We start from the raw sequence: 14,809 nt of genomic DNA on the forward strand, positions 1-14,809 counted from the left end.
CACGGATGCACCGCAGGGCTAGCACCTCGGGTGACGCTCCGCAACTGGCAGCGATCGGCCGGGAGCGGCAGCGCATTGCCGGCAAATTCATGCCGAACACGAAATTAACCGTGTGCGGCAAGCCTGCGTTCCGGAAGTGGGGCGTAGCGAAGGTCAGAAGAGCTGCCAATGTATGGGCTCGGAAAGGGCATGTAATGGCTTTTCACTGGACCGGCGAGGTGACCACGCGGCAAGTACGCCGTGTGTTCGCGCTTCTCGCCATGATGGTCGGCTGGGTCACCGCGCTGCCCGCTTGGGCATCGACGGTGCAAAGCGTCGCGGTGCGCGGCGGCAGGATCGTGATCCGCTTCGACGAAGCGGTCGCGGATGCCAGCAGCCGGGTGCTGAGCGACGACGGCCGGATCGCGGTCGACGTCACCGGCGCCACCCCGGGTGCGCCGTTCGCGGCAAAGGGCATCGTCACGCGGATGACGCAGCAGCGTCGCGGCCGATCGGTCACGCGGCTGGTATTCGACCTCGCCAAGCCCGCGATCGTCGAGGATGGGGGGTTCGATTCGGAGGGTCGCGAGCTGACGCTGTCGCTGCGCAAGGTCGACGACGCGCAGTTCGCCGAGGCCGGGATCGCGGGGCCGCTCAATTTCTTCCCGTTCACCTTCGGCGCGCGCGCGCGGCCGAAATACACCGTGTCGATACCCGTGCCGCCGCCCGCGCGCCGGGCGAAGCTGCCGCGCGTGCAGGGCGATGATTCGCGGCCGCTGGTGGTCATCGATGCCGGCCATGGCGGCGTCGATCCGGGCGCGATCGGCCCCGATGGCCTGCGCGAGAAGGATGTGACGCTGAAGGTTGCGAAGGCGATCCGCGACGAATTGCTCGCGAGCGGCCGGGTACGCGTCGCGCTGACCCGGGACGACGACCGCTATCTGGTGCTGCGCGAGCGCTACGGCATTGCCCGCCGCCTGCGCGGCGACCTGTTCATCTCGATCCACTGCGACAGCACGGGTACCGCGGATGCGACGGGTGCGACCGCCTACACCCTGTCCGAGGTCGCGTCGGACAAGGAGGCGGCCCGGCTGGCGGCACGCGAGAACAAGGCGGACGTGATCTCGGGCGTGAACCTGGGCGATGCCGGTGCCGATGTGTCGTCGATCCTGATCGACCTGACGCAACGCGAGACGATGAACGCATCTGCGACGTTCGCACGGTTGCTCGGCCGGGAGGCCAAGCCGCTGATGCCGCTCAAGCCGAACTTCCACCGGATGGCATCGCTGATGGTGCTGAAGGCGCCCGACATGCCATCGATCCTGTTCGAGACCGGCTATATCTCGAACCCGCAGGACGCCGCCTTCCTCGACAGCGGCGACGGGCGACACCGCATCGCCGAGAGTGTCACGCGCGCCGTCGAGGTGCATTTCGCGCGACGGATGGCGGCGCGGTAACGCCCCGTCATCCCGGCGAACGCCAGGATGACGGGGCGTTACCGGCCGGTCGCTCCTCCGACAGGGAGCCGGAGGAACGTCTCTTAGAAGCGATAGGCGATCGTGCCCTGCACGGTGCGACGGTTGCCGTACCAGCACCACGCGTAATCGAGGTAGCAGGTCGTCACATACTTCTTGTCGAAGATGTTCTGCGCGTTGACGCCGAGCGATAGCCCCGCGAACTGCGGCGCGACCTTGCCGAGATCGTAGCGCAGCAGCGCGTCGTACACCGTGAAGCCGGGCGTAGTCTGGCGCGTCGCGACCGGGGTGAAGCTCGCATCGTAGAGCGTCCCCGCATAGATGCTGTCGACGTGGCGCACCGCGCCGCCGATCGCGAAGCCTTCGAACGCACCGGTGCGCGGCGCCCATTCGAGATTGGCCGACACGCCGCCGCGACCGACGCCGAGGATGCCGTTGCCGATATTGGCCGGGTTGGCATCGGCGATCGTCCGCACCTTCTGGCGGCTATAGGCAAGGCGCGCGTTGAAGCCGAACGGCAGTGGCGCCACCGCCTCGACCTCGACGCCGCTCGATCGCACCTTGCCGGTCTGCGACGAGACTTGGGTTACCGGGTTGCTGGTGATCAAGTTGGTCTGGTCGATGCGGAACCAGGCACCGGTCAGCAGGATCTGCGTGCCCGGGACCGTGAACTTCGCGCCGGCTTCAAGCTGCTTGCCTTCGCTCGGCTTGGCAACCGTGATCGGCCCACCGACGCGCGCCTGCAACGTGCCATTGGGTTCGAACGATGTCGAATAACTGACGTATGGCGCAAGGCCGAACGGCAATGTGTAGAGCGCGCCTGCGCGATACGTGAACTTCGCCGAATCCTGCGACGCGGTGTTGGGAGCGCTGCGGACCGAGGCCCAGTCCTGACGACCGCTCAGGACGACGCGCAGGTCGCCATACGAGATCTGGTCCTGCGCATAGACGCCCGCCTGGTTCGAACGCGGCTTGTTGTCGTTGACGCCGGAATTGTTCGGCACCAGTTCGGGCTGCTGCGGCACCACCATCGTGCCGTATACGGGGTTGTAGCCGTTGAGCGGCGTGGCGGAGCCGAACGCGTTGACCGAGCGCGCGTTGCCGGTCTGGTAATCGACGCCGAACAGCACGTCGTGCTTGATGTCACCGGTCGTGATGCGGCCGCGCAGCTGGTTGTCGACCACCCAGGAATTGGCACGCTCGCGCGTCGAATAGGAATAGCGGTCGTAGATCTGCGAGTTCGCGTTGTTGGCGCTGGCGAGCGTTCCGCCGGCATAGACGATACCCAGCCGCGACGTCGCGTGCATGTAGCGGCCCGACGACTTTAGGCTCCAGTCGGGCTTGATGTCGTGGGTCAGGATATAGGTCGCTGCGATCTGGTCGCGCTTGAAGAAATTGTCCGGCTCGCCGAAATCGGCCTTGGTCGAGAGCGGGCCGTTGGGGTTGGCGAGCAGTGTGCCCGAGGCCGGGAACACGCCGTAGGATCCGTTTTGCGGATCGTGCGAATAGGCGCCGAGCAGCGTCAGTTTGGTGGCGTGGTCGAGCTTGATCGTCACTGCGCCCGAGATCGTCTCGCGCTCGCGGCTGCTGAACCGCTGCTGGGTGTGTGCGCCGTTGACGCTGCCATTGATGCGCCACAGCACCGAATCGCCTGCGCTGCCGCCGACATCGCCATCGACACGGTAGAGATCATAGGTGCCGTAGGTGCCCGACACCGCGCCATAGAGCTTTTCGTCGAGCGGCAGCTTGCTCGACATCGCGACGAGGCCACCGGGACCGGACTGGCCGTACAATACCGAAGCCGGGCCCTTGACGATCTCGATCCGGTCGAGCCGCGATACGTCGATCTGCGGGGTTAGGTAGCTTGCGCCGCCGACCAGCTTGAGACCGTCGAGGAACTCCGGTGCGTCGAAGCCGCGCAGCTTGAACTGGTCGTACACCTCGGCGCTCGAACCGCGCTGCTCGGTGGTGACGCCGGCAACGAAGCGCAGCGCCTGGTTGAGGTTGGCGAGCCCGAGATTGGCGATGTCGGCGGAGCTGATCACGCTGATCGACTGGGGCGTTTCGGCAAGCGGCGCGGCGGACTTGGTGCCCGACGACGCCACGGTACGCGCGATCTGGCCTTCGACGACGATCGTGTCGTCCGTCGAGGTGGTCTGCGCATAGGCGGGCAGGGTGGTCAGCGCGGATCCAAGGGAAAGCGCGAGCAGGAATTTACGGTGTGACATGATGCCCCTTTCAAGGCGGCGCGCTAATACTAACGCGAGTGACTTGCAATAGCGTATCCGACCGCGGTGCAGTTCGTGGCGCAATCGAGGAGCGCCGGGCGCGAGACTTCGCGCAAACCGCCTGCTAGGTTCGGACCGTCTATCAGGGGACCAGAATGACCGACGCCGCCCGTACCGCCGCACCCCGCATGCGCGAACTGACGTTTCGCGGGATCGTGCTGGGCGGGATCATCACGCTGCTGTTCACCGCGGCGAACGTCTATCTCGGCCTCAAGATCGGGCTGACCTTCGCGACCTCGATCCCCGCCGCCGTGATCTCGATGGCGATCCTGCGCGGGTTCAAGGATTCGACGATCCTCGAAAACAACATCGTCCAGACCATCGCGTCGGCGGCGGGGACGCTGGCGGCGATCATCTTCGTGCTGCCGGGTCTCGTGATGATCGGCTGGTGGCAGGGATTCCCGTTCTTCACCACCGCGGCGATCACGATGTTCGGCGGCGTGCTCGGCGTGCTGTTCTCGGTACCCCTTCGTCGCGCGCTGGTGGTCGACACGGTGCTGCCCTACCCCGAGGGGCGTGCGGCGGCCGAAGTGCTGAAGGTCGGGGCGGGCAGCCGCGAGGGCGGCGAGGAGAGCGCCGTCGGGCTGCGCATCATCGTCGTCAACGCTGTGGTCTCGGCCGGGTTCGCGATCCTGACGCAGACCAAGCTCGCCGCTGCCGAGGCCGCGACCTGGTTCCGGGTCGGTGCCGGCGCGACCGGGATCTCGGGCGGGCTGTCGTTCGCGCTGCTCGGTGCGGGCCATCTGGTCGGGATCTCGGTCGGGATGGCGATGTTCGCGGGCGTCGTGATCGGCTGGTGGATCCTGCTGCCGATCCTGACCGCGCAGATCGGCCTGGGCACCGGCACTGCCGAGGCGCTCGCCAACACCGTGTTCCGCTCCGACGTGCGATTCTTTGGCGCCGGCGTGATCGGGGTGGCGGCGATCTGGACGCTGCTGAAGATCGCCGGGCCTGTGGTCGGCGGCGTGCGTTCGGCGCTGGCGGCATCGGCGGCCAAGCGCGGCGGCGCGGTGCTGGCGCTGGAGGAGCGCGACATCCCGATCGGTATCGTCGGTACGGCCGCGCTGGCGATGCTGGTCCCGATCGGCATCCTGTTGTGGACCACGCTGGCCGGGGGACCGCTGCAGGCGTCCGCGATCGGCTTGATCGCGGGCAGCTTGCTGTTCATCCTGGTCATCGGCCTCGTGATCGCGGCGGTCTGCGGGTATATGGCGGGGCTGATCGGCGCGTCGAACTCGCCGGTGTCGGGAATCGGAATCCTTTCCATCCTCGCAGCGTCGGTGATGCTGGTCGCGTGGTTCGGCCGCGCGGTCGAACCGGGAACGACGCAGGCGCTGGTCGCCTATGCGCTGATCGTAACCGGCATCGTGTTCGGCGTCGCGACGATCTCGAACGACAATCTGCAGGACCTGAAGACCGGCCAGCTGGTCGGCGCGACGCCCTGGAAACAGCAGGTGGCGTTGCTGATCGGCGTGGTGTTCGGCTCGCTGGTGGTGCCGCCGGTGCTCAACCTGCTCGGCAGCACGCTGGGGTTCGCCGGCGCGCCGGGAGCGGGTCCAAACGCACTGGCAGCCCCGCAGGCGGCGTTGATCTCGGCGCTGGCGAAAGGCGTGCTTGGCGGCAATCTCAACTGGGCGATGATCGGCTATGGCGCGCTGACCGGTGCGGTGGTGATCCTGGTCGACGAGGCACTGGGGCGCGCGGGCAAGCTGCGACTGCCGCCGCTCGGCGTCGGGCTAGGCGTCTATTTGCCGATGGCGGTGACGCTGCCGGTGTCGATCGGTGCGCTGGTCGGGTTCTTCTACGATCGCTGGGCGGACCGCACCGCTGATCCCGAGCGCGCGCGCCGGATGGGCGTGCTGACCGCGACCGGGATGATCGTTGGCGAAAGCCTGTGGGGGGTCGGGTTCGCGGGGATCGTCTACCTCACCAACAAGGAGACGCCGCTGGCGCTGGTCGGCGACGGGTTCGTCAGCATCGCTCTGGTCGGCGGCACCCTGTTGTTTGCGGCACTGACCTGGCTGCTGTACCGCCGCACCATGGCCGTCGGTCGATAAGCTAGGGCCAGGGGCGGTAGGTTACCGCCCCATCGCCTTCAGCAGTTCGCGGATCTTCACGAACGCGAACCCGACCGAACTGTCGGCGATCCCGTACGGCATGAAGATTGTCTCGCCGTGCCGCAGAGCGCCGCAGCTATAGACCACGTTGGGCACATAGCCCTCGCGGTCCTGGTCCTTTGCCGCCAGGATCGGCTTCCGGGTCCGGCCAAGCACCTTCGATGGATCCTCCTTGTCGAGCAGCACCGCACCGATCGAGTATTTGCGCATCGCACCGACCCCGTGCGTCAGCAGCAGCCAGCCCTCGTCGAGCTCGATCGGCGGACCGCAATTGCCGATCTGCACCAGCTCCCACGGATAGGTCGGCTCGAGGATCTTCTCGCCGTCGTCCCAGTCGGTCAGGGTGTCGGACTTCAGCAGGAACAGGTTCTCGCCGTCCTGCCGGCCGATCATCATGTACTGGCCGTTCACCTTGCGCGGGAACAGCGCCATGCCCTTGTTGCGCGCGGCGTGGCCGGTCATCGGAACCAGATCGAACGCGCGGAAGTCGCGGGTGCGCATCAGTTCGGACTGGATCACCGACCCGTTGTACGCGGTGTAGGTACCGATCCATTCGAGCGACCCGTCGTCGTGGACGAACTGGACGATGCGCAGGTCTTCGAGCCCCTTGGACTGCGCCTGCGTGATCGGGAAGATCACCGTGCCGCTCAGCGTGCTGTCGCGGTGGCGATAGACCGTGACCGGGCCGACCGGCATCTCGTCCTCGCCGCTGCCCACTGCATCGGTCGCGGTCGCGAACGGCGGCTCGGGCGCGAGCTTCATCTGGTTCTCGTCGGTGATGATGCCTTCGCGGAAGGCGACCGACGAGATGTGACCCTCGCCGACGGCACGCATCGACATCAGCACGCGCAGGCTGCCCGGCGGCATCCCCGACTGGTCGAAATGCGGCACGGCGCTGGGGTTCATCAGCGCGGCGGCGGCATAGGAATATTCGTGGCAGAAATACGCGCCGATCAGCTGGCGCTTCTCGTCGCCGATCTCACTGCCGTCGAGGCCGAGCATGTCCTCGATCTGGTCGTAGCGGGTCATGAACACGCGACGCGTCTGCCAGTGGCGCGCTTCGAAGTCCTTGAGGACGACTTCCAGCTGGGTGCGCGCCTCGGCGGACGTCATTTCCAGGACTTCGCCGACCAGCCGCTCGGTGCGGCTAGGTGCGCCGCCCTGACCGCCCCAAGCGATGTGGAACGGTCGGACGACGACACGCGACGGATCCGCGTGCAGCCTCAGCTGGTGGTTGAACAGGTCCATTGCTTCGTTCCCGTGTCGGCCATCAGGGTGCCGCACGAAAGCTATGCGACGACGCGAGAGGCTCCTGCCACGGTTTGCGCTGCCTTTGAAACCCCAGAAATCGCGCAATTGGCCAGTTGCAGGGCCAGAATGGACTCCGCGCCCTGGTTGCGATTGAGCCCGGTCGGCATCAACCCGTCGAAACACCCGCCGTCGGCGACGCTGGCGAGCGGCAGGTCGAGGTCGTTCGCACCGAGGAACCAGCCATAGGCGCGCTGCGCTTCGTCGTGCCAGCGCCGGTCGCCGGTCGCATCGAATGCCGCGGCACACGCATCGACTGTCGCCTGTGCTTCCAGCGGCTGCTGGTCGAACTGGAGGGGTTCGGCGTAGGGGCGACCAAAGCTTTCACTGCCTACCGCGCGGAAGCGGCCTTCGGGCGATGTCTGCTTGGCGACGATCCAGTCGAGCGTCGCCAGCGCACAATCGATCAAATCCTGCCGCCCGAGCGCTTGGCCGGCACGGATCAACGCCTGCGGCAGGCGCGCATTGTCATAGGCGAGGACGATCTCGAACCACTGCCATTCGGGGCGTCGCGCCTCGGCCAGCAAGGCGAGATGGATGTCCGGGAATTTCTGGATGATTTCCAGCGACAACCGGTGACCGGGCTTGGCCTCCAGCATCGCCGCTGCGCCCAGCATCGCGAACGCCTGTGCCCGCAAACTCCCGAGTTCGAGCGCCAGGCTGGCGGTCGAATCGAACATCGCCGTCGCCCAGTCGCGATGCTTGGCCATCTGCGCATCGCGCGCGGTGACCCCGAGCGACCACAACGTGCGGCCGTTCGAATCCTCCGACCCGACATCCTCGCACCAGCTGCGGTCGAACCGCATGAAGTTGCGGAACCGGCGCGCATCGGGGTTCCAGGCATATTGCACGAACGACGCGTAGATCGTCGTCCACTTGTCGCGGGTCACGTCATCCAGGCCGCCCATAGCGCTCATCAGGATCAGCGCGCGGCAATTGTCGTCGATGCAATAGCCGTGGCGACGGTCGGGGATCGAATAGATCGAATGCTGCAGCATGCCGGTCGAATTGCTCATCCGTTCGACCGCTGCGAAGTCGGGCTCAAGGGGTTTGAGCGGCGGCTGCGGCTTGGTCAGGCGGAAAGGGCGCGCGGCGACGACCGCGCGGATCTCGGCGATGGTCGCCTCGGCCAGCTTCGGCCAGATCATCGTGCGGCCACGCGCATAGGCGCGCTCCGACAGGCGGATGCGGTCGCGGTCGTTCGACAGCAGCGCATCGATCTCGCGCGCGAATGCGGCCACGTCGCCGAACGGGACGAGCACGCCGTGACCGTCGGCCAGGATCTCGGTCGCATGGACGTACGGTGTCGAGATCACGGGGCGACCGACGCCGATCGCATAGCTGAGCGTACCCGAGGTGATCTGCGCCGGGTTGGTGTACGGCGTCAGATAGATGTCCGCGGCCTGCAGGTAATCGATCAGTTCGCCGTGCTCGACGAACGCATCAATGAACGCGACGTTGTCCGCGACACCGCGCGCCGCCGCGAGTGCCTTCAGCTTGTCGCGGTACTTCTCGCCCTCGTGCGCCACAAGATTCGGATGGGTCGCGCCGAGCACGACGTAAAGCAGGTCGGGATGCCGCGCGATGACCGTCGGCAGCGCCTCGATCACCGTCTCGATCCCCTTGTTGGGCGCAAGCAGGCCAAAGGTGAGGACGACCTTGCGGCCCTGCCAGCCGAATTTCGGCTTTACCGTCGCGGTGTCCAGCAGGTCGCGGTCGGGAACGCCGTGCGGGATCATGACGATCTGGCGCGGGTTGGCGCCGTACACGCGCTGCAGGATCTCGCGGCCGCGCTCGGCCATGACGATCACGCGCGACGCGCGACGCAGCAAGCCTTCGAGGACCTGGCGCTCGTCCGCGCTCGGCTTTTCCAGCACGGTATGCAGCGTGACGATGACCGGCAGCGTGGTGCGATCGAGCAGCGCGAGAATGTGCTCGCCGGCGGGGCCGCCGAAAATGCCGTATTCGTGCTGCAGCCAGATCGCCTGCGCACCGCTGGTCTCGATCGCGCGCGCGGTCGAGATATAGGCAGACAGGTCGTTCTCTGGAATCGTACCCGTGACTTCGCTCGGATACTCATAGAGTCCGGGATGATCATCCATCGCGTAGACGTCGACGGCGATATCGGGAAAACTGGCACGCAGCGCGGTGAAGACGTCGGTGGTAAAGGTAGCGATCCCGCACAGCCTGGGCAGGAAATTGCCGATCAGCGCCAGTCGCGCGATATTGCCTCCGTCCGCCGGCTTCACCATTCGATTGTCCCTCGTTTGAGCACGCCGATAGGGATTAACCTGAACCGCGTATGTCTCGAACGAGTGCTCTAGCATAAAGTTTCATTATTGTTGCATCGCAACAGGATAATGACACGTGTTGCGACCAACCGGTCTTCAGCCGCGCCCACGGTAGGGGCTCACGCCCTGGTCCGGCAACCAGAGGTCGGCGGGGGGCGCTGCGGACTGCCAGAACACATCGATCGGAATGCCGCCGCGGGGGTACCAGTATCCGCCGATGCGCAGCCAGGCGGGCTTCATTTCCTCGAACAACCGCATGCCGATGCCGACCGTACAATCCTCGTGGAATGCGGCATGGTTGCGGAACGATCCTAGGAACAGCTTCAGCGACTTGGATTCGACTATGGTATCGCCGGGGACATAGTCGATGACCAGATGCGCGAAATCGGGCTGGCCGGTGACCGGGCACAGCGAGGTGAATTCGGGCACCGCAAAGCGCACCAGATAGGTCTGGCCGAGCCGCGGGTTGGGAACATAATCGAGGACCGCCGCTTCTGGAGACGCGGGGAGGGTGCTGGTTTGACCGAGATGCGTAGGTGTCATGATTGGGGATGTAGGGGCGGACGGCGGTCGCGAAAAGAGCGATCCTTCCGCCAAACGCTCCGTCATGCCGGGCTCGTCCCGGCATCCAGGGTTGTCGCAGGGAGCCCTGTCCGCGTGCGGAACCCTGGACCCCGGGACGAGCCCGGGGTGACGACTGGCGTGACGGAAGGGTTCGCGGCATGACGACGCTCGCCGTCGTCCTTGGCGACCAGCTCACGCTCGACATCGCCGCTCTCCGCGATGCGGATCCCGCGACCACGATCGTCCTGATGATGGAGGTCGCCGAAGAAACCACCTACGTCCGCCATCACCGCCGCAAGATCGCCTACATCCTCTCGGCGATGCGCCATCATGCCGAGGCGCTGCGGGCCGCAGGGTGGACCGTCGACTATGTCGAACTCGACGACGCGGACGCGACCGGCAGCTTCACCGGCGAAGTCGCGCGCGCGGTCGGTCGCCACGACCCGGGCCGGATCGCCGTCACCGAAGCCGGCGAATGGCGCGTAATGGCGATGCTCGAAAGCTGGGAGACGCTGTTCGGCATTCCCGTCGAGATCCGCACCGACGATCGCTTCCTCGCCAGCCATGCCGAGTTCGCAACCTGGGCCGAGCAGCGCAAGACGCTGACGATGGAATGGTTCTACCGCGAAATGCGCGTCAAGACCGACCTGCTGATGGCCGACGGCAAGCCCGAAGGCGGGCAATGGAATTTCGACAAGGAGAACCGCAAGCCTGCGAAGGCCGATCTGCTGATGCCGCGTCCGCTCCGCTTCGGGCCGGATGCGATCACGCAGGACGTGCTCGCGCTGGTCGCGACGCGGTTCGCCGATCATCCCGGCAGCCTCGACGATTTCGACTATGCCGTCACCGCCCCCGACGCCGAGCGCCAGGCCGCTTATTTCTTCGCTCACGCCTTGCCGCAGTTCGGCGACTACGAGGACGCGATGCTCAGCGGCGAGCGCTATCTGTGGCACTCGATCCTGTCGCCGTACATCAATTCGGGGCTGCTCGATCCGCTCGACCTGTGCCGCCGCGCCGAGGCGGCATACCGCGCCGGCCGCGCGCCGCTCAACGCGGTCGAAGGCTATGTCCGCCAGATCATCGGCTGGCGCGAATACATGCGCGGGATCTACTGGCGCGAGGGGCCAGGGTATGTCGAGCGCAACTTCCTCGACCATCACCGCGAGCTGCCCGGCTGGTACTGGACCGGCGAGACCGACATGCATTGCCTGTCGCAAGCCATCGGGCAGACGCTGGAAACGGCGCACGCGCACCATATCCAGCGGCTGATGGTGACCGGCAACTTCGCGCTGCTGATCGGGGCGGACCCGGCCAAGGTCCATCTCTGGTATCTCGAAGTCTATGTCGATGCGTATGAGTGGGTCGAACTGCCCAACACGCTGGGGATGAGCCAGTTCGGCGACGGCGGGCTGCTGGGGTCGAAACCCTATGTCTCGTCGGGGGCGTACATCAACCGGATGTCGGATTATTGCGGTCGCTGCCGCTACGACGTGAAGCAACGAATCGGGCCGGATGCGTGCCCGTTCAACGCGCTCTACTGGGATTTCCTCGCGCGGCACGAGGACAAGCTTGGGCGCAATCCGCGCCTTGCGATGCCGTATCGCAACTGGGCGAAGCAGAGCGAGGCGGACCGCGATGCCACGCGTGAGCAGGCCGCCGCGTTCCTCGGCTCCCTCGACGCGAGCGGCCCTGCTGGCTACTGACCTCCCCGAAGAGGAGATCGGCATGGACGCGTTGGTGACCACGCAGTGGCTGGCGGACGAATTGGGCGCGGCCGATCTCAGGATCGTCGATGCGACCTATGTCGATGGCGCGAGCGGACGTGATCCTGCGGCGGAATATCGCGCGGGCCATATCCCCGGCGCCGTGTTCCTGAACCTGGCGCAGTTGCGCGATACGAGTGCGGACCTTCCCAATACGCTGCCGGATGCGAAGACAATCGCGGACCGGTTGGGTATTCTCGGGATCGCCAGCGGCGACCGCATCGTGCTGTACGACGATGCGCCTTGGCACACCTCGGCGCGGGCTTGGTTCCTGCTGCGGATGTTCGGCGCGCGAAACGTCGCGATCCTCGATGGCGGGATCGCGCGGTGGCGCGCGGAGGGTCGCGAGACGGTGGCGGGCGACACGGCGCCACGCGCTGCCGCGTTCGACGTGCAGCCCGACCTGCGAAAGGTTCGCGGCCTCGCGCAGATGCAGGCCAATCTCGATACCAGCCCGGAACAGATCGTGGACGCTCGATCGGCGGCAAGGTTCACGGGCGAAGAGGCTGACCCTCGCGCCGGGGTAGCGCCGGGGCATATTCCAGGCTCGAGTAATCTGCCCTACGGGAAGATGTTCGATGCCGACGGCCTGTGGACGCGCGGCGATGCGCTGAAGGCCGCGTTCGCCGATGCGGGCATCGACCTGACGAAGCCGATCGTCACCACCTGCGGATCGGGCATCACCGCGGCGGTCGTTGCGTTCGGCGCGCACCTGCTGGGGACCGAGGCGGCGCTGTACGACGGCAGCTGGTCCGAATGGGGCGCCAACCCTGCGACACCCAAGGAGACGGGCAAGTGAGCGGCACCGAGCGGCCGGTCAAGGACGCGACCAAGCTCGTTCTCGCAGGACGCCGGCCGGAATGGACGCACAGTGCTGAGGGGGGGGGCATCGTCAATCCGCCGGTCTGGCGCGCATCGACGATCCTGTATGATTCGGTGCAGCACCTGCGCGAGGCGGCGGGGCGCGATACGCATCACCGGCTGTTCTACGGACGCAAGGGGACGCCGACGCAGTGGAGCCTGGCCGACGCGCTGACCAGCCTGGAGCCGGGCGCGGAGGGGACGTTCCTGTACGGATCGGGCGTCGCGGCGATCGCGGCTGCTTTGCTGTCGGTGCTGGCGCCGGGCGACGAACTGCTGCTGCCCGACAGCGCCTATGATCCGACGCGCGGGATGGCGATGGGGCTGCTCAAGCGGTTCGGGATCGCCACGCGGTTCTACGATCCGCTGGTGGGGGCGGGGATCGCCGCGCTGATCGGCGATGCCACGCGCGCCATCCTGATGGAAAGCCCGGGCTCGCTGAGCTTCGAGGTGCAGGACGTGCCGGCGATCGTCGCGGCGGCGAAAGCGCGCGGCGTGACGACGTTGCTCGACAACACCTGGGCGACGCCGCTGTTCTTCCCGGCGATCGAGCGCGGTGTCGACCTGACCATCCTCGCCTGTACCAAATATGTCGTCGGACATTCGGATGCGATGCTTGGATCGGTCACCGCGGCGCCGGGCCATTTCAAGGCGTTGCGCGATACCAGCTATCAATTGGGGCAGATCGCCAGCCCCGACGATTGCTGGCTCGGCAGCCGCGGCCTGCGGACGATGGGCGTGCGGCTGAAACAGCATCAGGCGAGCGCATTGCAGATCGCGCACTGGCTGAAGGCGCGGCCCGAGGTCGCGCAGGTGCTGCATCCCGCACTGCCCGACTGTCCGGGGCACGACGTCTTCGTGCGCGACTTCAAGGGATCGAGCGGACTGTTCTCGTTCGTGCTGAACGGCGGCGACGATGCCGGGCGGGCCGCGTTGATCGACACGCTGGAGCTGTTCGGCATCGGGTATAGTTGGGGCGGGTATGAAAGCCTGGCGCTCCCGGTCGATCCGCAGCGCCACCGCAGCGTCACGACACGCGAAGCGGCCGGCCCGATGGTACGGCTTCAGATCGGGTTGGAAGATCCGGACGACCTGATCGCCGATCTGGAACGAGGACTGGGCGCCTTCCGCCGTTGAAACTGTTGCGCTTGCGCAACATATCGCGTGTCATTCCCGAGGCTGGCGCAAGAAACGTCTTGTGCGGCGCAATACCGCCTGTCATCTGTTCGGGACCGTCGAAAAGACTGCGCTCGGGCCGATGCCCAAAAGACGCGGCGTTCACGGCATGCAGGGCGGACATCGACTTCCGGTTTCGAAAGGGAAACGATGCGCTTCTCCACTCTACTCGTCGGCGGCATCGCGCTTGCTGCCGCCACGCCTGCGTTCGCGCAGGATACCGCCCCGCCGTCGCCGATCACGATCACCGGCAGCGTCACCGCAATTACCGACTATCGCCTGCGCGGCGTGTCGCAGACCGACAAGCATGCCGCGATCCAAGGCAGCGTGACCGTCGCGCACGAAAGCGGCATCTATGTCGGCACGTTCGGGTCGAACCTGGCCGGCTGGGGCACGTTCGGCGGTGCCAACGTCGAGCTCGACGCGATCGCCGGCTACAAGCACACGTTCGGGACCGCGACGGTCGATGTCGGCGGCACCTGGTACACCTATCCGGGCGGTTTCTCGGAAAGCGACGTGGTCGAACTGTTCGGCCGGGTGTCGGGCACGCACGGCCCGGCGACGCTGACCGGCGGCGTCTATTATGCGCCGAAGCAGACCTCGCTCGGTAACTTCTCGAACACGAGCTACAGCCGTGGGCAGAAGCAGGACAATCTGTACCTGACCGGCGACAGCGCGATCGCGATCCCCGGGCTGCCGGTGACGGCGAAGGGGCATATCGGCTATTCACACGGCAATCCGGGGCTTGGGCCCAATGGTACCAGCATGTCGCCGACCGGCGAATATTGGGACTGGCTGCTCGGTTTCGACGTCGCGGCGTACAAGAACCTGACGTTCAACGTGTCGTATATCGACACCGATATCGGCAAGAAGGAAAGCTTCTACATCGCGCCGAATTTCCGCAGCACCAAGGACGGCAGCCTGATCTCCAGCGCGACCGTGCTGTTCTCGCTGTCGGCAGGGTTCTGATAACGCGGCGATCGCCAA

Annotated in this window: 10 protein-coding genes; 6 read left to right on the forward strand and 4 right to left on the reverse strand. The window is 66.2% G+C overall.

Translation table 11 applies throughout. From position 1 onward, the window contains the following. Positions 1-194: 194 nt before the first annotated feature. A complete protein-coding gene (locus SJY20_RS02805; RefSeq protein WP_380785084.1) occupies positions 195-1,436 on the forward strand; it encodes an N-acetylmuramoyl-L-alanine amidase in 1,242 nt (413 codons plus the stop codon). Between the two features lie 83 nt (positions 1,437-1,519). Here the strand turns inward: SJY20_RS02805 and SJY20_RS02810 are convergent, their stop codons facing one another. Then, a complete protein-coding gene (locus SJY20_RS02810; protein ID WP_380785085.1) occupies positions 1,520-3,682 on the reverse strand; it encodes a TonB-dependent siderophore receptor in 2,163 nt (720 codons plus the stop codon). A 155-nt stretch (positions 3,683-3,837) separates the two neighbouring features. On the opposite strand from SJY20_RS02810, the gene SJY20_RS02815 reads away from it, so the two are divergent. Continuing rightward, positions 3,838-5,799, forward strand: a complete 1,962-nt coding sequence (locus SJY20_RS02815) for an OPT family oligopeptide transporter (protein ID WP_380785086.1) — start codon at positions 3,838-3,840, stop codon at positions 5,797-5,799. 21 nt (positions 5,800-5,820) lie between these two features. On the opposite strand, the gene SJY20_RS02820 is transcribed toward SJY20_RS02815, so the two are convergent. From SJY20_RS02820 to queF, 3 genes are all read right to left on the reverse strand, one after another. Next, positions 5,821-7,107, reverse strand: a complete 1,287-nt coding sequence (locus SJY20_RS02820) for a glycoside hydrolase family 130 protein (protein ID WP_380785087.1) — start codon at positions 7,105-7,107, stop codon at positions 5,821-5,823. A 41-nt stretch (positions 7,108-7,148) separates the two neighbouring features. Continuing rightward, on the reverse strand, positions 7,149-9,419 hold the full coding sequence (locus SJY20_RS02825) for a glycosyltransferase (protein ID WP_380785088.1): 2,271 nt from the start codon (positions 9,417-9,419) through the stop codon (positions 7,149-7,151). Between the two features lie 135 nt (positions 9,420-9,554). Further along, positions 9,555-10,001: a preQ(1) synthase gene (gene queF, locus SJY20_RS02830; RefSeq protein WP_380785089.1), complete on the reverse strand. Its 447-nt coding sequence runs from the start codon at positions 9,999-10,001 to the stop codon at positions 9,555-9,557. Positions 10,002-10,180: 179 nt separating this feature from the next. On the opposite strand from queF, the gene SJY20_RS02835 reads away from it, so the two are divergent. The 4 genes from SJY20_RS02835 to SJY20_RS02850 all read left to right on the forward strand — a co-directional run bounded on the left by SJY20_RS02835 (position 10,181) and on the right by SJY20_RS02850 (position 14,791). After that, positions 10,181-11,725 carry a cryptochrome/photolyase family protein gene (locus tag SJY20_RS02835; protein WP_380785090.1) on the forward strand — a complete coding sequence of 515 codons (1,545 nt, stop codon included), beginning with the start codon at positions 10,181-10,183 and terminating at the stop codon, positions 11,723-11,725. A 22-nt stretch (positions 11,726-11,747) separates the two neighbouring features. Continuing rightward, positions 11,748-12,584, forward strand: coding sequence for a sulfurtransferase (locus SJY20_RS02840; protein WP_380785091.1), 837 nt, complete (start codon positions 11,748-11,750; stop codon positions 12,582-12,584). Then, positions 12,581-13,783, forward strand: coding sequence for a cystathionine beta-lyase (gene metC / locus SJY20_RS02845; protein ID WP_380785092.1), 1,203 nt, complete (start codon positions 12,581-12,583; stop codon positions 13,781-13,783). The genes SJY20_RS02840 and metC overlap by 4 nt, the downstream gene beginning before the upstream one ends. Positions 13,784-13,972: 189 nt before the next feature. Beyond that, the gene (locus SJY20_RS02850) at positions 13,973-14,791 is read left to right on the forward strand and encodes a TorF family putative porin (RefSeq protein WP_380785093.1); all 819 of its coding nucleotides are present in this window, start codon (positions 13,973-13,975) and stop codon (positions 14,789-14,791) included. Positions 14,792-14,809 lie beyond the last annotated feature (18 nt).

This window comes from Sphingomonas sp. R86521 (genome assembly GCF_042466235.1).
Classification (GTDB): Bacteria; Pseudomonadota; Alphaproteobacteria; order Sphingomonadales; family Sphingomonadaceae; genus Sphingomonas.

Excerpts from the sequence above, each read along its gene's own strand:
- SJY20_RS02805 (WP_380785084.1), top strand. The coding sequence starts at position 195 with ATGGCTTTTCACTGGACCGGCGAGGTGACCACGCGGCAAGTACGCCGT.
- SJY20_RS02810 (WP_380785085.1), bottom strand. The coding sequence starts at position 3,682 with ATGTCACACCGTAAATTCCTGCTCGCGCTTTCCCTTGGATCCGCGCTG.
- SJY20_RS02815 (WP_380785086.1), top strand. The coding sequence starts at position 3,838 with ATGACCGACGCCGCCCGTACCGCCGCACCCCGCATGCGCGAACTGACG.
- SJY20_RS02820 (WP_380785087.1), bottom strand. The coding sequence starts at position 7,107 with ATGGACCTGTTCAACCACCAGCTGAGGCTGCACGCGGATCCGTCGCGT.
- SJY20_RS02825 (WP_380785088.1), bottom strand. The coding sequence starts at position 9,419 with ATGGTGAAGCCGGCGGACGGAGGCAATATCGCGCGACTGGCGCTGATC.
- queF (WP_380785089.1), bottom strand. The coding sequence starts at position 10,001 with ATGACACCTACGCATCTCGGTCAAACCAGCACCCTCCCCGCGTCTCCA.
- SJY20_RS02835 (WP_380785090.1), top strand. The coding sequence starts at position 10,181 with ATGACGACGCTCGCCGTCGTCCTTGGCGACCAGCTCACGCTCGACATC.
- SJY20_RS02840 (WP_380785091.1), top strand. The coding sequence starts at position 11,748 with ATGGACGCGTTGGTGACCACGCAGTGGCTGGCGGACGAATTGGGCGCG.
- SJY20_RS02850 (WP_380785093.1), top strand. The coding sequence starts at position 13,973 with ATGCGCTTCTCCACTCTACTCGTCGGCGGCATCGCGCTTGCTGCCGCC.